This window comes from Sulfuricurvum sp. (assembly GCF_028681615.1).
Lineage (GTDB): Bacteria > Campylobacterota > Campylobacteria > Campylobacterales > Sulfurimonadaceae > Sulfuricurvum.
Window position 1 is genome coordinate 1 of sequence record NZ_JAQUHV010000024.1, and the last position, 18934, is coordinate 18934.

Below are 18934 nucleotides of genomic sequence, written 5' to 3' on the forward strand. Positions count from 1 at the left end.
AAAAGACGACACAGCTATCTTGGATATTTGTCTCCAAACGAATTTGAGGTAAGATACTTCTCGGAATCAAGAAACCATGAGGTGTCGGTCGTCAATTGAACCGTCTACTAAATGGGGGTCATTCCACGCTTTGCCAGTTCGTCAAGCGTCGGCGGTATCGGTGTATCAAAACATACGTCAAGCTCCGAAACGTCTTTAAGGATGTTTATTATGCTTTTTATCGTGCGTGTGCTTGGGGGTGATGAGGTGTATTGCTTCATTCCGAATATCACCATGATAGCACGTCGATATTTGGGCCGTTCTGATACATAGAAAAAATAGATATTTTCACGTTCAAATTGATAGGCACTTGTAATCTCATCTTCTCTGAGCCTCTTTTTTAGCTTAGAGGATATGTTTGAGGATGGAGTTATTTTCTTCCATTGTCCTAATTTGTCTAATGCTTCTTTTTTGTGTTGCTTCGAGAACTCTATCCGTATGGTGTCGATTGCTAAATCTATCCCATGAGTGTTGTTAAAATCATCGAGGTAGTTTTCTATCTCTTGGAGTATTTTTTGCATGATTGACCCAAAATTTTAACCCTTTTTCTTTTCTCTTGATATTAGATTTTAGAATGTTTAGAGGAGTACACTACGGGGGCGTTTTCTTAAAGTGCATAATAACGGCACTTTCACCACCTCAAACAAAGCCCCATCCCGCCATGGATAGAGGCTTGTTTTTGTATATCTCTTTCACCCCTTGACCTAATCGACTGATAAGACGTTATAAGTCTTTATAGTAAGGGGTATTTTTTTATAGCTTAAACGCTGTTTTTGAAAGTTTTACCACTCAGAAATAGAGCTATTATTATTTATCATTTCCGCTTGATTTGGCGGTACATTTTCCCGCTAATCTTGCAAGATATTTTTTGGCTTTTTCGATATTTTCAGCTGTGTAATTTAGTCTCCTTTTTAAGTGTCTCCCCTCTGATGGTTCGTTCCACTCAATAAGTTCTATTCCTTGATCTTTGATATGACCAAAATACTGATTGGTATTACTTGCAAAGACATCGCTACTAATGAGCGTTTCACCGTTTAACAGCTTCGTTAGTATTTTTGCCGTATGTGATTGTTTAGCACTCATTCCACACCGCCTTCGATACGTTGAAGCTCATTATAAATATCAGCGAGTATCTCATTAGTGGGGATATTTCCGCCGAATAGGTTAGCAACGGCTTTTAGTACCATGTGTTCAAAGCTCTCTCTATCGCTAAAGTTATTAGCTATGTCGATTTGATCTATAAAGGTTTGTAGCTCTGTTCTCATGCTACCGCCTCCATACGTGAAGCAATAAACGCCTCAATGTCTGATAGCTTCCACACGGTTACTCGTTCGCTGATTTTCAAAGGTGCGGGTAGTTTCCCTTCTTTCGCCATTCTCCAAACGCTTGATCTTCCGATTGTGAGCATTTTTGCTACGTCTTTATCTCTTAGGTATTGATTCATTTTGACCGTCCTATAAGTGTTTATAGAGCGTTGCAACGTCTGATAAAATTTTATAGGGGGGGTGAGGAGATAAAGAAGATAATTAGTTCCGTTTTTTGGGAGAGTGCTTTCTTAAATTTTGCTTACTTCCTCTAATAGCTTATCAAGGGTGTGGGTAGTATCGAATTTTATATTTAGCTCCGATACTTTTGCCTTTGTCTCATTTTCTAAAACATTGTCGTAAAGATTTTCTTGGAAGGGCGGTAAAACAATATCGCTATCCATGAGCTTTAATAGTTCTTGGGCTTCGCTGAGTATTTTTCGTGCATTCTTACTCTTATCGTGAAATGTATCTCCACATAACTTATCTTTTAACCGCTTCTTCTTGGTATATTGCGCCTTGTAACTTCCGATTATTTCTATCAAGGCGTCAAAGTCTTTTAGCTCGGCTTCCTTAACGTAGAGAGCGACGTTATCCGTGATGTATTTTTCAGCCATTACTACTCCAACATCAAACACTATCGGTCGGTTACTATTGCCTTCTTGTTTAATATTTTTGACCATATCATTAACGCTCATTGTCGCCATATCCAAAGCCTTTTCTACGCTCCTTATGCTGTATTCTTGTAAATATCTTTTTTCTTTAATTCTTTTCTCTCTGTATTTTTCAATAAGCTCAAATAGAGCCTTAAAATCCCCTCTGTGCTTTAAATGATATTTTTTGATCGTATTAGACTTTAGCCCATATCTTGCTAAATATTTTTTCCAGTCTTGTAGTGATGCTTTCATTGTCTCACCATCTTAACATCATCGAGATAATCAGCCCACCATTGCAATAACTCCCGCATCTGTTCGGTGTAATCCGCCATGTGTGTGTATGCTCTGATTGCTTGGTTCGGTTCTTGGTGATCTAGTACCCGCTCCATTGTCTGAAACGTCGCGCCATGCTTTTGGGCGTGTGTCTCGCATAATGATCGAAACGTACCTCTAAAGCTATGCAGTGTTTGTTTACGCCCGTTTACCTCATCGATAAACCCCATTGATCTTAATGCTTTGTTTGCACTCTCTTTGCCGACGTGTGTTAATGGCTGACTGATACCATGAAACACCCAAACGCCAAACCCCGTTACCTCTCTGATCTCTTTTAGAATTGCTATTGCCTGATGGGGGAGAGGTAAAACAAAGTCGGGCATATTTTTATCTTTCACTTTCATTTCTGATCGTGGTATCGTGATGATCGCTTTATCAAAATCAACGTATGACCATTTGAGCTTACATAGATTATCGGCACGTAGTGGAATGATGGAGACGAAACGTAATACATTCTTGATAATAACGCCGTTGTAGCTGTCGATAGCCCGCAATAGCTCCCCTAGTATTGTTTTGTCCGTAATCTTTGCGTAATTGGTCTTTACGTGCTTTTTGAGAGTATCTTTTTTGCTGATGTTCGCCGTGATGTTAAAAGTAGCGTGACCGTGACTGATAGCATAGAGCCATAATCGCCCACAATCGGTTAAGAGACGGCGGGCGGTTTCGGGGGCGGTTGCTTCTTTGGCTATGATGATCTTCAATAGTTCGGGGTGTTCGATCTCTCCGATATGCTTGGAGCTGATTATATTTTTCTTTGCGTCATAAGTACAAAGGAACGGGAAAATATCACGCTCAAACGCTCTGCGTCGTTTTGTCTTGGTCGTTTCATCATTTACTAGAGTATCTAACCAACCATACGCGACGCGGTGAAATTGTCCGTCTATTAGTGTTTGGTTTTCGATCTCTTTAGCTTCTATGATGGCTTTACGTTCTCGTTTCTCTTGGATAGGGTCGATACCGTCTGAAACTTTGGCTTTGAGTTCGTCACGTTTGGCTCTTGCTTTTGCAAGGGATACGGCGGGGTAGGTTCCGCCCGTTGTCTTTTTGGCTTTACCCTCAACCGTGTAACGTATCTCCCAAACTTTCCGCCCATCGGGTTTGATGTTGAGCTGTAAACCGTTTCCATCGGATAGGGTGTACTCTTTGTCTTTGGCTTTAGCGTTCTTGATCTCGGTATCGGTGAGCGGGGTTATCTTCTTATTCGCCATTATGTACCTCTGAAATATGTACCTTTTTTAGGTGTCTGATGAGGTACATTATAAGAAGGTACATTTAAAGGTACATTAAAAAACGATATGTTGTAAGATTAGAGAATACGGCGTGGGACTGATAAGATGGCTTAAAGTGCCTATTTTGCGAGGTTTTAAAAGGGTTTTTGAGGTGTTATAAAACGGGGTGATTTTGTAGCTTGGTGGACCCTAGCGGGATCGAACCGCTGACCTCGTCGCTGCCAGCGACGCGCTCTCCCAGCTGAGCTAAGGGCCCAAAGAAGTTTGGAGGGGAATTATACGATTGATGCTCTTAAATGTCAATGAGTAGAGAAAATGGCTGTTTACAGTAAAGTTTTTTATGGATCGTGCCGATATAGTGAACATGAAAAAGTTAACCCTGATTTTACTATGCGGTGTCGCAAGCATGGCGTTGAGCGCGGATGAATATACGATCCAAACGATCAGTGCTCTCAAAGAGAGTTCGATTACTCCCGCTTTTGAAAAAAAAGTACAAAAAACAGCTCTTCCTTCCGCACAAAAAAAAGAGGGGCAGTGCAACATTGTAACGGTAGGTGAATATCCTACCGCTAAAAAAGCGCATGCGGATCTCTCGAAAGCCAAACGTGTCGCAAAAGATGCTTTTATCCGTCCGGTCAACCGAAATACCCCAAAAGTATGTGAAGCCAAAGAGGGTGATCATAAAGTTGCTATGGTTGAGGACAATGCATCCGTTGTGAGCGCCAAATCGGTGGTTCCTAAAAAAGAAGAAACCGCAGTTGTAAAAAAAGAAGAAGCATCTGCTCATCCGAGTGTTGTTCAGCCTATGGCTAAAGAAACGGTTTCTCCATCCCCGAGTGTCGCCATAGCGGAAATAGCGGCAGCTGAAAAAAGTGGTGAGAAGAGTGAACCGTGCAAAGCTCAGCCGTGTAAAAATGTCTCTTCTACCGTGTATATATATGATCGGAATATCGGGCGCAAAAGCGATATCTCCGAAGCGATTGAATTTTATAAAAACTCGCCTTACTACTCTTTCCGACCGGTTGCCCTACAGCGCTAAAGCGTGATTCAGGGTTCCCGGTTAGCCGCGCTGTAAAGACAATCCAAATCGATATGATGTAATTTTTTTGCTTCTACATGGAGTGCTTCCAGCAATTCCGGAGAATTCTCACCATTGGATGGATAACAAACCGCTGCTGATGGAATAGAGGTCGCAAACAGCTCTTCAATCATCCGTTTTACAATTCCGCATCCGTATTTATCGGTATACGGCATCACGAAGAAGTAGTAGTGCTCCCAATGAACAATTGAATCGGATGTACGTAGCAGGCTCGGAAGATTGGCGTCAATCAATGTTTGTGAAATATTTGTGAAATCACAAAACAAAATAGTAAAGCTCTCAGACCGGTTTTCATCGAGACGATCCGATATTCCGATATTGAGTTCAATTAACGACGCAAAGTTATAAAATGAAAACATCACTCCGGCCATTTTCACTCCTTAGAATAATTTGTGTGTAGTATAACGTTAATTTAATCAATCTAATAATGCTTTAAAAATACAAAGAGTACACTCACTATAAGAATGGATAATAACGGGGTACAAACAATGCCGGAAGTTAAGATACTCGCTGTTGATGATCAAGAGTTTAATCTTGATTTGATAGAGCTCGCATTTATGGAATCAACGGAAGTAAAAATAGTGCGTGCTGTAAACGGGGAAGAAGCGCTAAACGTATTGAGAAATGATCCGGATTATCATGTAATATTACTTGATTTGGCGATGCCCGTAATGAATGGGTTTGAAGCTCTACAGCATATTAAAACGCATCCTCTCTGGTCGCAAATCCCTACGATTGTCGTGACTGCAAACGCGGAAGAGAAAAACCGGGCCCTGCGTGAAGGTGCGAGCGATTTTTTGAGTAAACCCATTGATGTGGAAGAACTCAAACTCCGAACGTTCAACTATGCTAAAATCAAAGAGTATCAGGACAACTTAGCCGATATGAACCATCTGCTTGAAGAGAAAGTCCAAAAAAGAACGGCGCAGTTACAGGAGGCACTGTTGTTTGCCAAAAAAACCGAGTATGAAATTTCGGCACGCTTGGGGAAAGCATCCGAGTATCGTGATTTGGAAACGGGGATGCATATTAAGCGGATGAGCCATTATTCGGCTAAATTGGCTGAACTGGCGGGGCTTTGCAGTGAGGAAGTCGAATTGATTCTTTATGCTTCCCCTTTGCACGATATCGGGAAGGTAGGGATACCGGATCGAATACTGCTCAAACCGGGACGATTTTCTGTGGAAGAGTTTGAAATCATGAAACTCCACACCTCAATCGGTGCGAAGATGCTGGAAACCGATGGCAGCTATCCCGTTATTGACGCCGGACGTATTATTGCACTGCAGCATCACGAAAAAATCGATGGCAGCGGGTATCCGAACGGTCTTAAGGGCGATGATATTCATATTCATGCACGGATCGTTTCCATCGCCGATGTGTTCGATGCGTTGAGTTCGGAACGGGTCTATAAAAAAGCGTTCAGTATCGATCAGACAATTGACATAATCCGTGAAGGACGCGGAAGCCATTTTGATGCTCAACTGGTCGATTTGCTCATTGATCATTTGGATCTGTTTTTGGAGATAAGAGAGGCGTTCCCGGATGAAGAAGCCGTACCGTCGATTATGAATTTGATTGATCAGATACAATAGAAGGAAAGTCATATGCGTATACTAATAGCTGAAGATGAAGAATATAATCAAATGGTTGTCCAGGCAATGATCGAACTGCTCTATCCGGAAGTGGAAATGCAATTGGTTTCAAACGGGTTGGAAGCACTCGAAAAACTTAAAGTGGAACCCTTTAATTTGGTATTGACGGATGTCGATATGCCGCTAATGAACGGATATGAGCTGGTCAGTCAGGTAAAAATACTGGGGCTGAATGTGCCGATGATTTGTGTTACCGCATACGCGATCAGCGGGGATAAAGAAAAATTGCTGATGCACGGTTTTGAGCGCTATATTTCAAAACCGATCGATATGGGTGAAATGAAATCGGTACTGGATCCGTATTTGAAAGCCGGAGTGCATTGATGTACAAATTGGTTGATGTCGCTTCGGTTATCGCTGTATTCGGTTTGAATGAAGAGCAGATGAAAAAGCGGGAGAAGGTGGGTACTTATATTCACTCTTTTGCAGCATTGGTGTATGACCGGATGTATAACCACTATTTGTTGAAGGATCCTTTGTACTACAGTGTTTTATCTTCTTCCGATGTACCGCGCCTCATACGGATGCAGTCAGAGTATTTCAGCTCATTGTTTATCCATCCCTTTGATGAACGTATTTTGGATCGTACCCGTCAGATCGGGCAGATCCATATTGCTTTAGGCCTAGAGTCGATTCATATCTCCAGAGGCTTTAATATTTTAAGTGAAATCATTATCGATTTGAGTGAAGTCAATACCCAAATCAGAGAAGATATGTCCATTATCCTAAAAATGCTCCATATTTCCGAAGCGGTCATGAATGAGAGCTATTTTGAACGCTATTCCGAGCATCAGGAAGAGTTAAAAAAAGAGAACGAAATTCTTAATCTTTTTGATAAGCTGTATGCCGCTTTGACTGTCCATAAGCAGAGTCAGAAAAAAGTGTTGAAATATTTCGAGGCAGATAAATCTTCCGGTGAAACAGGCATACACTTCAGCAGTGAAGCAGAGTGCCAATTTACCGCACTGATGGATACGTTGATACAAAAGCAGGCATTGCTTGAAGGATTCGGAATCAATTTTGGCGACGTTCGTGCTTTACACCACCGTTACCATGAAGCGATTGATCGGTTGATTGCACCCGATATGAAAAAAGAGGAGATGGAGAGTGTTGTACGTGAGATAGATGAATCTTCTGCACTGCTTTATACTGTTATCGATAAACCTCTGGAGGAGATATCGGCGACATCCTATCTCGGGGTCCATTCGGGAATGATGTTTTTGGAAGCGTGTACCCAAACCATCTATGATGCGACGATACACCGTGATACAGAAGAAGGGATCGAAACTCTACAAGATAAGCTCTCAGGACAACTGTATCATATTCTGGGATGGTGTATTGAAGACCTTTTTGTCAGTATCAAGGATTTTCCTGCCGGTGTCGAGTATGATATCCGCTCACGAATCACTTTGAAAAATAAGCGGATCAATATCGGTGTCACAATAAAACCGATTTCAAACAAAGTGTTCATGGTTGAAATTATCAAAATATTGTTGGAGATAATCCGTCAAAACGCCTATAGTCGGGAGCGTGAATATGCGCTGATACAGCTTGTTGATCAAGTGGAACGGGCAAGTCAGTCTAAAGACATGTTCTTAGCCAATATGAGTCATGAGCTGCGTACCCCACTGAATGCTATTATCGGTTTTTCCCAGATTTTAGGGATGAATCAGGCCCTTCCCCAAAATTTTAAACCTTACATTGATAAGATCGGTATCGCGGGGAACAATCTTTTGACCTTGGTGAATACGATCCTCGATTTCGCGAAGCTGGAAGCCGGAAAATTGAACTTCAAACCGGAAGTGACGATTGTATCGGGAATCATGCGTGATGTTGCAACGATCATTGAACCTATGGCGCTTAAAAAGTCGATTCGTTTCCATTATCCCGAAATGATCTCTTTGGGTCTTTATTTGGATCGGCAGCTTATCCATCAGGTTTTGTTGAATTTACTGAGTAATGCGATTAAATTCACCCCCGAAGGGGGAGAAGTGACAATGTCGGTTGATTTTGATGACGAGAAACGGGTGTACCGTTTTAGTATTTGCGATACCGGTATAGGAATTGAGGCAAAAGACATTGCAACGCTGTTTGATCCGTTTACGCAGGTTGAAAGTCCGTTTCAAAAATCCTCAAAAGGGACCGGACTGGGGCTGGCTATTACAAAACGTATCATTGAGGATTTGCACGGAGGCCATTTATGGGTCGACAGCAAACCGGGAATCGGATCATGTTTTTATTTTACAATCCCGGTATCTCAGACCCAAAATACGGTGGAACGGTATGTGTCTTCCAATGAAAAAGCCAAACGGATGCTGATTGTGGAAGATGCCCTTGAATACCAAAAAATATTGATTGATCGCTTAAGTGAATATTATCATTTGGTTGTGACTAATTCCGTAAATAAAGCCAAAGAGCTGCTGGAAGGGGAAAGTTTTGACTTTATTGTCCTCGACTTTTTCTTGGTAGACGGTATCAGCTCGGAAGTACTTCAATTTATGGAAAATAACCGTATCTTAACGCCTGTCATTATCATCTCTGCGGAAGATGACAGTAAACTCATCGCTCATCTGCCTGATACGGAGAGTGTTGAAGGGATATTTAACAAAGCCCACATGCAAGAAATTTGCGATTATTTAACCCAACGACTTTAAGGAGAAAAATTTTATGGTTAATGAGATAAAAAGTCTTCCCCCACTTCCGGCTTCGATTGTACGGATCCATGAGTTATGTATGAGCACAGATACGGATATTGATGAGCTTGCAAAAGTGATTGAGGGTGACCCAATGCTCAGTGCAAATATTCTTAAGTCGGTCAATTCGCCGTTGTACGGAATGAGCAAAGAGATATCTTCTATCCCGCAGGCGATTATGCTGTTCGGGATTTCGATGATTCGCGGATTTGCTGCTGCAAATGCCATTAAAAAAGCCATACAGATAGATTTGACTCCTTATGGCGTCACGATTGAGAGTTTAACGGAAACATCGACATTACAAACGGCGCTAATACGTGAATGGTACCGCAATGTTGACAAAACCATGCTGCCGTTATTGCAAAGCTGTGCATTCTTTATGGAGCTTGGAAAACTCTTGGCATCGCTCAGAGTGATTGTTTCCGGAGAATTTGAACGTTTTTCACAAGAAATGACACAAGACAAATCCATTATAGAGATTGAACGGTGCTATCTCGGTATGAGCAGTTACGAGATTGCGTCAATGATGTTTGAACATTGGAATTTCGAAACGCCATTGGTCGAAGCGCTTAGAGATATCTCCAATCCGGAAACGACCAATCCCTATTCACAGGTTTTAAGTGTTGTCGTCAAAGCGGTAAATGTTCGTCAGGCTCTAAGTGAGAAAGGTAAAAACGAGGCATTTGAAGCAATTGCAACATTAGGACTAAATCGGGAAGCCTTTGAAGAGGCGCTTATATCGCTTAAAAGCCGAAACAAAGAATGAGAGTCTGATTTACTATAAGGGGTAAGAATGCACAGTGAACAATTACGATGGAGCGAGAAAGACGGATGGATCGGTTATGATGCAGTGCAGGGGCCGATGCGTAATTTGGTACTTGTTTTTTTCGATAATGCCAAGTGCCTGGAAACGCAGTGGTATGAAACGCTTAGCGGCATGTATCCGAATGCTGTGATCATCGGAGCCAGCAGTTCCGGCAACGTATCGAATACAACGATCAGCGATCATGATGCCGTAGTAACCGCAATCACCTTTGAACGTTCCGCTGTCCGCTGTGTTTCCAAAAAGATTGCCGATTGTGCAGATGCAGAAACACTCGGAGCAACTTTGGGTCAAGAGCTACTGGGAGAATCTCTGCGACATGTAATGATTCTTTCGGACGGATTGCTGATAAACGGTAGCGAGCTCGCCCGCGGATTTTCACAGGTATTGCACGAGGGAATTGCCATTACAGGCGGATTGGCTGGAGACGGGACGCGGTTTGGAACAACCTATGTCATGGCGCAAGCTCCGGCACAGACCGGGATCGTTGCGGCAATCGGATTATACGGAGAGACGCTTCAAGCGAAAAGCGGATGTTTCGCAGGATGGGAAGAGTTCGGCCCGGAACGGGTCATCACGCGCTCCAAAGGGAATATTCTCTATACGATTGATGATAAACCGGCATTAGCGTTGTACAAGAGTTATTTGGGAGAGTTTGCTGTCGATTTGCCCGGAAGCGGGCTTCGTTTCCCGATGAGTGTACGAGAAGACAGAACTGCCATTCCGATCATACGAACCTTGTTGGCGGTGAATGAAGAGGAACAAAGTCTTACTTTTGCGGGAGATGTTCCTGAGGGAAATTTATGTCGATTGCTAAAAACCAATATGGATCTTTTAATCGAGCATGCGGGGTTGGCGGCACAAGCGTCTAAATTGGATCAGGACCAAGAATTTTTGGTTATTGCTGTCAGCTGCGTTGGTCGGCGTTTGGTATTGGGGCAGCTGTGCGAAGAGGAGATTGAAATTATTCGTGAAACGCTTGGCGAAAAAGCGGTGATTACCGGATTTTATTCGTATGGCGAATTGTCTGAACTGGGTGCATCGCGCTGTACGCTTCATAATCAAACCATGACTCTGGTCAGTATTTACGAGTAGGAACCGAAATGTCTGAACTGCCGTATCATCGTTTATTGATTCGACAAATGCGGCGGTTCGTTCGACCTGAATTAGTGGAAGAATTAACCCCGTTTTTAGAAAGTATCAATACATTTTATGAGGATGCAGACAAAGAACGCAAACTTTTGGAACATACGCTTGACGTGAGTTCAAAAGAGCTCGAAGATGCAAATCGATCTTTGATGCAGCGGCATAAAGAGATGCATGACTCGATTTTAAATGCGCTTAGCGTCGGGCTGTTTGCCGTCGATATCAAAGGTAATGTAATTTTTGCAAACGAAAGCGCTTCTTCTATGTTGGGGCGCAATGAAGCACAATTGATCGGGCATAATATAGAAACATTTTTGCAAGATAGTGACATAGCCGAAATCATCAAGTATGGAGCAGGTTTCGGACGGAAAGAGGGGGAAACGCAGATCTTCGGGGCTGAGGGTAAAATTATCCCTATCCGATTTTCTGCTTATCCGATTATGGAAGGTGATACCCCCAAGGGGATCGTTTTTTCATTTTCTGACATCACGTTGGACCAAAAACGCCAAGAGTTGATCGATTTGCAGCAGCTTGCTCTGGAATCGACGGCTACAATGATGCTGATTGCCGACAGCCATGGGAATATACAATACGCTAATGGCGAATATTTACGTTTTAGCGGATATGATCAAGAAGAAATTGTGGGTAAAAAATCTCACTTTATCGCAGATGAGCAGATTAATGACCCCTCACTCATCCAAGAGTGTTGGAAAACGGTTAAAAGTGGACACGTTTGGGATGGAGAACTTCTCGCACAGATAAAATCCGGGACTATATATTTTGAAGAGTTGACGGTTACACCGTTGATTGAGCGGGGTAAAGTTACCCATGTCGTAGCGGTTAAAAAGAATATCAGCGAGCGGATACGGGCGCAGGAAGAATTAAAACTAGCCCGCGATGAAGCGATTATGGCAATGAATCAGGCCAAAGAGGCTAATTTGGCGAAAGATACATTTCTCTCAAATATGAGCCATGAACTCCGTACCCCGCTCAATGCTATCTTGGGATTCTCACAGATTCTGATGGCAAAGCCCGATACTTCAAGTGCAGCCAAGATGTTTATAGAGAAGATTCTCATTTCAGGGAGAAATCTTCTCTCCCTTGTGAACACTATCCTTGATTTCTCAAAAATTGAAGCAGGCAAGATGGAGGTTCATAAAACTTTATTTCCATTGTACGATCTGATCGATGAAGTGAATATTCTGACTGAGCCGATGGCTGATAAAAAAGGGTTAAAACGTTCATTTAAAATCGATATAGGAGCTTCGGTTTATGCCGATCGTCAGCTCATTAAACAAGTATTGATTAATCTCCTTAGCAACGCAATTAAATTTTCACCTGAGAATGAAACGATTACACTTGAGTTTACTCATGAAATAGATCGGGAGACCTTTTGCATCAGTGATCATGGATACGGGATTGCACAAGAGAAGATTTCCACATTGTTTGATCCGTTCGTACAAATCCGCGAGCATCAAAACGACGCGATAAAGGGAACGGGTCTTGGTTTGACGATTGTTAAAAAAATCATTGAGTTGCATGGAGGGACGATTTGGGTTGAAAGTATCGTGGGGAAAGGAAGCCGATTTTACTTTTCTCTACCAAAGCCTGAGATGTGAGTACAACGGAGTTGTATTAAATCGGCAAGTCGAAGAAATAGGCAAGTCCGTAATAAACGCTGTAAAGTCCGTAGATCAAGATCGCCAATGCAGCAATGCGGTTCATAGTTTGTCGGAATGCGATCTCTTTGAAAATAGAGACCGATTGCCCCAGCGCGAGCAATGTCGGAACGGTTGCGAGACCGAATACCGCCATGATCAATCCCCCTTTGAGGATAGATGCCGATGCCGCCGCTTTGGCGGCAAAAAAGAAAACAAATCCGCATGGAAAGAATCCGTTCATCACCCCAAGGGCAAAAAAACTTCCGATACTTTTGCTCTTGATGAGACGGGAAAAAAGGGCTTTAAAAAGAGCGTTACTGGAAAATCCCCGTTCCAGCACATGAATCAGCTTGGAAAGGCCGAACATCCCAAGTGCCGTGATGATCATGATGATTCCGGCAAAGATAAACAAAACCCCGTGCATCTCCATACTCAAGGCGAAAAGCGACCCGATCGCACCGAAAACCATCCCTAAAACGGCATAAGAGCTGACACGCCCGAGGTTATAGGCCCCGTGACGGACGAATTGTTCTGTGCGACTCATCGATGCATCGATTTTGGTAGAGCTGTAAGCAACGATAAATCCGCCGCACATTCCGATGCAGTGACCGAAACTCCCTGCGAATGCTATGGAGACAATCAACCACCATTCAATCCCATGCATAAATAAGCCTTTTCAAAATATCAATAGTCTAAATGATTTTCGTTACAAAAGTGTTAAGGTTTAACACAAATTTAACAGTTGTATGAAACAATAGCACGAAATCATTTAAAGGATTCGTGAATGAAAAAAGTTCTCCTTACTCTGTGCGCATTGGTAGCAGTTTCCGGTGCAGATCAGCTGGTCAAATTAAATATCGACGGAATGATGTGTCCGGCGTGCGTCAAAAATGTTAAAGGTTCTTTGAACGAAGTTAACGGTGTAAAAGAAGCGAGTGTCTATCTCAAAGAGGGACGTGCGGAAGTGAAAGCATCTGACGGCACAAAACCTGAGGCGATGTGTGATGCGGTGAAAAAAGCGGGTTACGGCTGTAAAGTTGCCAAATAGTTAGTTTTTATGATATATTGCCTCTGAACATTATTTATCGGGGGTAAGTTGTGACATTTCAAGAGTCTATTTCTACATGTTTAACAAAATATGCAGAGTTCACAGGGCGGGCACCACGTTCGGAATATTGGTGGTTTGTCGTAGGGCAGTTTCTTATTGGATTTGTTGTCGGATTTGTTGCGGGAATGGTTGGTCATATTCTGGGCATGGGCTCAACACTTGCAAATATCGCTAATGTTGTCGTAACCTTAGGACTTATTCTCCCCGGTATTGCCGTGGCTGTGAGACGGTTGCATGATACCGGAAGAAGCGGCTGGTGGTACCTTCTGATCTTCATTCCGATTATCGGATGGCTTGCGCTTCTTTTTTGGTTTGTCCAACCTTCCATGGAAGGTTCAAATGAGTACGGAGAAGCACCCGCACATTAGTTTCCCGTCATTCCCAATTGTTTTGGGAATGCCAATCAGATAAAATACTTAGCCGCATCATTGCGCGTAAGATCGCTAACGGTAGTTAGTGATTCCTCTCCAAACATCAATGTTTGTTCCCCCTCAAACCCCGGTTTACAATACGCTAACATCAGTTTCGCCGCTAACATCTTGTCGTTTTCGCTCGCATTGTGCGAGATCAGTGAGTGGGGGCCGAAGAGCTCCGTATGGATATGGACGTATTTTGGATTTACGATCGCTTCCAACACGGCATTATCTTCGGCATTGCGCCCGATGATAAACTTTGCACCATCAGGGAGTCGGAGCTGACGACCGTATTTGAGGGTCGGGATGTCCTCAACGCTCATTGTATCGTGTGCGATAAAATCACGGATTTTGTTGGAGAACTTCTCATCCGTGAGGAGACATCCTCCGCCCGGGGCTTCGTAATCTTTCAGACCGAATAACTCGGCTAACTCCATCTGACGGTCACGATTACGTCCGACGATATTTTCGAGTTTGTCACGGTCTACCCACCCTTCGAGTTCCGGGATCGTCGGTTCGAGGGCTTGGGCGCTCAACGGGCGCAGAAGGAGCCCTTCACAGTTGCTGAGGTTGAGAACTTTCTGGAGTGATTCGCTGTTTTGGCTCATCGGGCGCTGACCTAACACTTCGCCGCTGATCAGGAAACTTGCCCCCCACTCCTCCATTTTCCGTTTGGCGACTTCAAACATTTTGCCGTGGCAGTCGATACAGGGGTTGAAGTTTTTGCCGTAGCCGTATTTAGGGGTAAAGAGAACTTCACGAATGTACTCATCTCGAATATCGACACTTCGAAACTCGGCACCCACCTGTTCGCACATGTTTTTCATATGGCTGAGGCGGTCTTTGGTTGAACCGAACCCTGTGTTGATATTGCAGGCAATGACTTCGATTCCTTGATCGATGATGAGTTTCATGGCGAGAGTTGAATCAAGTCCGCCGCTGAAGAGGGCTATGGCTTTCATAATTTTCCTTTTGATAAATCCCCGTAATCCAATACCAAGAGCTGTTCCGAAGGCAGCAGTGCCGAGAGGAAGGAAGCGTTTTTGGATTACGGTATGTTCTTTTGGTACTTTTCTGACTAAACAGAAAAGTATGTATATCGGTTATCCGAGCGGTACGAGTTCGCCTCGTTTGAGCCGTTCGATTTTGTCCCGAAATTGACGTATTAAGTATGATTTTTGATCGAATGATACCGTATTTTGGGTCGTGATTTTCTTGAGCTCACGGTTATAATGGGCAGTTAAAAAGGTAATAAGTTCCTGCTTTAATCCCTCGTCTCCCTCAAATGTTCGAATCCGATCATCTACCATCAGCGCACTTAATCGAGGATCGTGTACGTCTCCTCTAAGAGCAGCTTCGAACTCGCTTCCATGGTATTGCAAGAGAGACCCGTCAATAAAATCGAGCAAAGAGTCGGTAATGTTGGGTCGCTCTAAAAGAGTTTTGATAAAGCTGAGTTCCCAAACATCGTGGTGGGAAAAATTGATCGGTTGAACCGTCGTGTTTTTGACACGGCCTACTTGGATAAGCGACGGAGAGATTCCCAGTTTTGAGGCGACAAAAGGGCGATACTCTTCTTGAAGCAGAGGGGAGAGGGTCTTTAGAAAAGCGATATTTTCGTGCAATGCCGTCTCTTTGGCTTTGGGATCTTGGAGATCATAGGCTGCGATAGATTCCGTAATAACAAACTCGATAAAAGGGATAGGACGGTGTAAAAGAGCATTAAGCGCTTCAATCTGGCCGTTTTTGATCATGTCCGCCGGATCGAGTCCCCCCTCAAAAAGGATAACACCACCGTCAAATCCGGACATACTCAGCAGTTTTGATGCTTTAAATGCAGCGGCACGTCCGGCTTTGTCTCCGTCATACGCGAGAAAGATTTTAGGCTCCCCTTTTCGCAGAAGCGGTAAGTGCTCAGCCGTAAGAGCCGTACCAAGGGTGGCAACGGCATGGGTAAATCCGGCCTGGTGGAGCATCACGACATCCAGATATCCCTCCGTTACAATGATCTCACGACGGCGGTAGATCGCTTCACGGGCAAGATGATACGCATAGAGAAGACGCGATTTATTAAAGATGGCACTTTGGGACGAATTGACATATTTTGCCTGATGTCCGGTGATGGTGCGTCCACCGAAACCTACGATGGCACCGCTCGTGGAATGGATAGGAAAGGTGATCCGTTCGATAAAGCGGGCGAAAAGGCGTCCGTCGTCTCCGCGGCCGATAGCTCCCTGCTCGATCGCTTCGGCAGTAGAGAGTTTGCGTTGCTCCAAAAAACGGAGTGTTTCGGGAGAAGTCGGAGCGTACCCGATACCGAACCGCTCGATACTGGAAGCATAAATTCCCCGTGCATGGAGATAGGACATCGCTTCGCGTTTTTCTTCGAGGAGTTTTTGATACCAATCATTAAGCGTTTCAAGAAGATTAGAGCGTTTTTTTTGTTGGGTATTGTCGGTGTAATGGAGGGTGAAATTGACCGATGCCGCAAGTTTTTCAATCGCTTCGGGATAGCTAAGTTTTTCGTATTCCATGACGAAGTTAATCGAATCTCCCCCCGCGCCGCATCCAAAACAGTGATATTTCTGTCGGCTCGGATTGACGGTGAAGCTGGGAGATTTCTCATCATGAAACGGGCAGGGTGCTTTGAAGCTGCTTCCTGCACGCTTTAGCTCGATATAAGAGCCTACGACATCGACAATGTCAAGTCGGGCTTTGAGAGCCTCGATGGAGTCTTGGGTTATCATAACGGTATTTTAGCGAAACGGGGCTGATTTTAACGTGTCTTAAATTGCCCCAGTTGAGTATTGAGCGCGTCTGCGGAAGCTGCAATGGTTTGTACGATACCCGAGAGTTCCTGCATGGATATGTCATTCGCCGATGTGATGGAGCCGAGCGTATTAATCTGGGAAAGCATGTCTTCGATATGGCGGGCAATGGTTTGTGAATTGCTAACGCTTTGGGTGGTGAGGGTGTTAGTCTGCTCCATTGCTTGAACCGTTTCATTGATATTTCGATCAACTCTCTCAGAGATCGTTGAGACATTGTGCAGTGCATCGGTGTTTTGGTGCATTTGATCGGTTGCATCGGAGATACTTTGGACAATGATGTTGATGGTTGCATTGATCTCGATCAGGCTGTGTTGGGTTTTCTCGGCAAGTTTACGCACTTCATCCGCTACGACGGCGAATCCGCGACCGTGTTCTCCTGCGCGTGCCGCTTCAATAGCGGCATTAAGCGCGAGCAGATTGGTTTGGTCGGCGATATCGCCGATAACGGAGAGAATGTGTTTGACCTGAGACGCTTCGGTATTGAGATTGTTGAGTTTTTCGGCAAGTTCCGCTTCGAGCTGGGTACTGTGCGAAATCGTTTCGAGCAGAGTAGATAATTCCTGACGTCCGTTGTGCAGTTGCGCTAAAGCACTGCTCATCGTATCCAGAGTTATGGATAAACTTTCTACTCCATTATTGGCGATTAGTTCAATGGAATGGGCTTGTTCGGATGTTTTGTTCGTAATTGTGTTGCTTTGATGTGCACGATCTTTCACCTCTTTATTGATGGAATCAAGTGTATGTGCGGCAGAGAGGTTGGATGTCGCGATCGTTTTAGATTGGGATATCGCCTGCTCCATTTCGGAAACAAAACGATTGAGACTGCTCATCATGATACCGGTTTCATCCCGGGTGAAACCTTGGAACGATTTGGTGAGATTAAACAGGTCTGTTTTGAGATTATCGGTGAGACTTTTGACAGGGCGGGTTACCTGAGCGATTAAGAGAGTCATATTTAGGGCAGAAATGATGATACCGATGAAGGCAACCACGATGTTTTTAGTCAAAAGGGTTGAAAGATCGAGATGCGGTACCGCATACAGCAAAATGGTATTGAGCAGCACCAATAAAACGATATTTCCGATGATCGTGGTAAAAATGGCGAGAACCATTTTCCTGCCGAATGATATGAAGGGGTGACGTTCGCTTAGCGGGACATTCGTTGTCCATTCTTCAAGTCGGATAACAAATAAAATAAATATAGGAATAATAAAGAGCAACAGCAGCGGTAATACCGCAAATTCAGCCAAACCGAACCGTTCTATCGTGATAAACGATTTTCCTGAGAGTACGACGGCAGGGCCTAAAAGCGTGTAAAGCATCTCGCCGATTAAAAACCAATACGGCAACCGCGCGATGATAGCAGCCGCTTCTTCATGATTCGATGACGATCTCATCAAAGTTTCGAGTTTGTCCAGAGTGCGGTTAAATCCGAAAATCATGATAGAGGTAGCGATGAGCATATAAAGGGTCATAGGAATTGAGACCAGCGTAGAGATTAATTCTTCCAATGTGAAAAGGTATGAAAAGAAGAGGAGGAAAACCCACACGATTGGGGGAATCATCATTCCGGCAAAAACCAGCCACATCAATGTTTTGCGTGGATTCATTAAAAACTCCGCTATGCAATATATAAATGATAACCTATATTAGGCTAAAAGTTTCCTTTTTCGACGAAATTCAGGTATGATTCGGGTTCAAAAATTTTAAATAGAAAGTAGGTGATGTGAATGCCTGGTATCGTTCTTAGACAAGATGATAACTTTGATGCTGCTTACCGCCGTTTCAAGAAACAAACAGATCGTAATCTGATTGTTACTGAAGCTCGTGCTCGTCGTAACCATGTTACAGAGACTGAAAAACGTAAACAGTTCAAAATCAGCGCTCGCAAAAAGATGTTAAAACGTTTGTATATGATGCGACGTTACGAATCTCGCCTGTAAT

The 18934-nt window shown here is 43.6% G+C and carries 21 protein-coding genes and 1 tRNA gene; 10 read left to right on the forward strand and 12 right to left on the reverse strand.

Translation table 11 applies throughout. The annotated features are described in order from the left end of the window. Positions 1 to 107 precede the first annotated feature (107 nt). The 7 genes from PHE37_RS13290 to PHE37_RS13320 all read right to left on the reverse strand — a co-directional run bounded on the left by PHE37_RS13290 (position 108) and on the right by PHE37_RS13320 (position 3817). The gene (locus tag PHE37_RS13290; protein WP_299994382.1) at positions 108 to 560 is read right to left on the reverse strand and encodes a hypothetical protein; all 453 of its coding nucleotides are present in this window, start codon (positions 558 to 560) and stop codon (positions 108 to 110) included. A 286-nt stretch (positions 561 to 846) separates the two neighbouring features. Next, entirely contained in the window at positions 847 to 1122 is a 276-nt protein-coding gene (locus tag PHE37_RS13295) for a hypothetical protein (protein WP_299994383.1), read from the reverse strand. Then, complete coding sequence (locus tag PHE37_RS13300; protein WP_299994384.1) at positions 1119 to 1304, reverse strand: hypothetical protein; 186 nt, start codon at positions 1302 to 1304, stop codon at positions 1119 to 1121. Before PHE37_RS13300 ends, PHE37_RS13295 begins: the two co-directional genes overlap by 4 nt. Beyond that, on the reverse strand, positions 1301 to 1483 hold the full coding sequence (locus PHE37_RS13305) for an AlpA family phage regulatory protein (RefSeq protein ID WP_299994385.1): 183 nt from the start codon (positions 1481 to 1483) through the stop codon (positions 1301 to 1303). Before PHE37_RS13305 ends, PHE37_RS13300 begins: the two co-directional genes overlap by 4 nt. A 111-nt stretch (positions 1484 to 1594) precedes the next feature. Beyond that, complete coding sequence (locus PHE37_RS13310) at positions 1595 to 2251, reverse strand: hypothetical protein (RefSeq protein ID WP_299994386.1); 657 nt, start codon at positions 2249 to 2251, stop codon at positions 1595 to 1597. Next, positions 2248 to 3540 carry an integrase arm-type DNA-binding domain-containing protein gene (locus PHE37_RS13315; protein WP_299994387.1) on the reverse strand — a complete coding sequence of 431 codons (1293 nt, stop codon included), beginning with the start codon at positions 3538 to 3540 and terminating at the stop codon, positions 2248 to 2250. Before PHE37_RS13315 ends, PHE37_RS13310 begins: the two co-directional genes overlap by 4 nt. Before the next feature lie 201 nt (positions 3541 to 3741). Continuing rightward, positions 3742 to 3817 (reverse strand) — tRNA-Ala (locus PHE37_RS13320). 108 nt (positions 3818 to 3925) lie between these two features. Here PHE37_RS13320 and PHE37_RS13325 point away from each other — a divergent pair. After that, complete coding sequence (locus PHE37_RS13325) at positions 3926 to 4600, forward strand: hypothetical protein (RefSeq protein WP_299994388.1); 675 nt, start codon at positions 3926 to 3928, stop codon at positions 4598 to 4600. 8 nt (positions 4601 to 4608) lie between these two features. Here the strand turns inward: PHE37_RS13325 and PHE37_RS13330 are convergent, their stop codons facing one another. Continuing rightward, on the reverse strand, positions 4609 to 5031 hold the full coding sequence (locus tag PHE37_RS13330; RefSeq protein ID WP_299994389.1) for a hypothetical protein: 423 nt from the start codon (positions 5029 to 5031) through the stop codon (positions 4609 to 4611). Positions 5032 to 5148: 117 nt separating this feature from the next. Here PHE37_RS13330 and PHE37_RS13335 point away from each other — a divergent pair, with 117 nt between their 5' ends. From PHE37_RS13335 to PHE37_RS13360, 6 genes are read left to right on the forward strand one after another with little or no spacing between them, the layout of a single operon-like run. Further along, positions 5149 to 6255: an HD domain-containing phosphohydrolase gene (locus tag PHE37_RS13335; protein ID WP_299994391.1), complete on the forward strand. Its 1107-nt coding sequence runs from the start codon at positions 5149 to 5151 to the stop codon at positions 6253 to 6255. 12 nt (positions 6256 to 6267) lie between these two features. After that, on the forward strand, positions 6268 to 6639 hold the full coding sequence (locus PHE37_RS13340) for a response regulator (RefSeq protein WP_299994392.1): 372 nt from the start codon (positions 6268 to 6270) through the stop codon (positions 6637 to 6639). Beyond that, entirely contained in the window at positions 6639 to 8969 is a 2331-nt protein-coding gene (locus PHE37_RS13345; RefSeq protein WP_299994393.1) for an ATP-binding protein, read from the forward strand. Before PHE37_RS13340 ends, PHE37_RS13345 begins: the two co-directional genes overlap by 1 nt. 13 nt (positions 8970 to 8982) lie before the next feature. Beyond that, a complete protein-coding gene (locus tag PHE37_RS13350; protein WP_299994394.1) occupies positions 8983 to 9774 on the forward strand; it encodes an HDOD domain-containing protein in 792 nt (263 codons plus the stop codon). Positions 9775 to 9801: 27 nt separating this feature from the next. After that, positions 9802 to 10926, forward strand: coding sequence for an FIST N-terminal domain-containing protein (locus PHE37_RS13355; RefSeq protein ID WP_299994395.1), 1125 nt, complete (start codon positions 9802 to 9804; stop codon positions 10924 to 10926). An 8-nt stretch (positions 10927 to 10934) separates the two neighbouring features. Beyond that, positions 10935 to 12596: a PAS domain-containing sensor histidine kinase gene (locus PHE37_RS13360; RefSeq protein WP_299994397.1), complete on the forward strand. Its 1662-nt coding sequence runs from the start codon at positions 10935 to 10937 to the stop codon at positions 12594 to 12596. A gap of 16 nt (positions 12597 to 12612) precedes the next feature. On the opposite strand, the gene PHE37_RS13365 is transcribed toward PHE37_RS13360, so the two are convergent. After that, a complete protein-coding gene (locus PHE37_RS13365) occupies positions 12613 to 13302 on the reverse strand; it encodes a sulfite exporter TauE/SafE family protein (protein ID WP_299994398.1) in 690 nt (229 codons plus the stop codon). A gap of 120 nt (positions 13303 to 13422) precedes the next feature. On the opposite strand from PHE37_RS13365, the gene PHE37_RS13370 reads away from it, so the two are divergent. Further along, positions 13423 to 13686 (forward strand): heavy metal-associated domain-containing protein, encoded by a 264-nt coding sequence (locus PHE37_RS13370; RefSeq protein ID WP_299994401.1) that lies wholly within the window; start codon positions 13423 to 13425, stop codon positions 13684 to 13686. A 50-nt stretch (positions 13687 to 13736) separates the two neighbouring features. Next, positions 13737 to 14114, forward strand: coding sequence for a DUF805 domain-containing protein (locus PHE37_RS13375; RefSeq protein ID WP_299994403.1), 378 nt, complete (start codon positions 13737 to 13739; stop codon positions 14112 to 14114). 35 nt (positions 14115 to 14149) lie between these two features. Here the strand turns inward: PHE37_RS13375 and PHE37_RS13380 are convergent, their stop codons facing one another. The 3 genes from PHE37_RS13380 to PHE37_RS13390 all read right to left on the reverse strand — a co-directional run bounded on the left by PHE37_RS13380 (position 14150) and on the right by PHE37_RS13390 (position 18600). Next, positions 14150 to 15121 carry an argininosuccinate synthase domain-containing protein gene (locus PHE37_RS13380; RefSeq protein ID WP_299994405.1) on the reverse strand — a complete coding sequence of 324 codons (972 nt, stop codon included), beginning with the start codon at positions 15119 to 15121 and terminating at the stop codon, positions 14150 to 14152. A gap of 141 nt (positions 15122 to 15262) precedes the next feature. Then, a complete protein-coding gene (gene dnaG, locus PHE37_RS13385; RefSeq protein WP_299994407.1) occupies positions 15263 to 16906 on the reverse strand; it encodes a DNA primase in 1644 nt (547 codons plus the stop codon). Positions 16907 to 16935: 29 nt separating this feature from the next. Continuing rightward, the gene (locus tag PHE37_RS13390) at positions 16936 to 18600 is read right to left on the reverse strand and encodes a methyl-accepting chemotaxis protein (protein WP_299994409.1); all 1665 of its coding nucleotides are present in this window, start codon (positions 18598 to 18600) and stop codon (positions 16936 to 16938) included. A gap of 120 nt (positions 18601 to 18720) precedes the next feature. Here PHE37_RS13390 and rpsU point away from each other — a divergent pair, with 120 nt between their 5' ends. Beyond that, positions 18721 to 18933, forward strand: coding sequence for a 30S ribosomal protein S21 (gene rpsU / locus PHE37_RS13395; RefSeq protein ID WP_015652475.1), 213 nt, complete (start codon positions 18721 to 18723; stop codon positions 18931 to 18933). Position 18934: the final 1 nt, after the last annotated feature.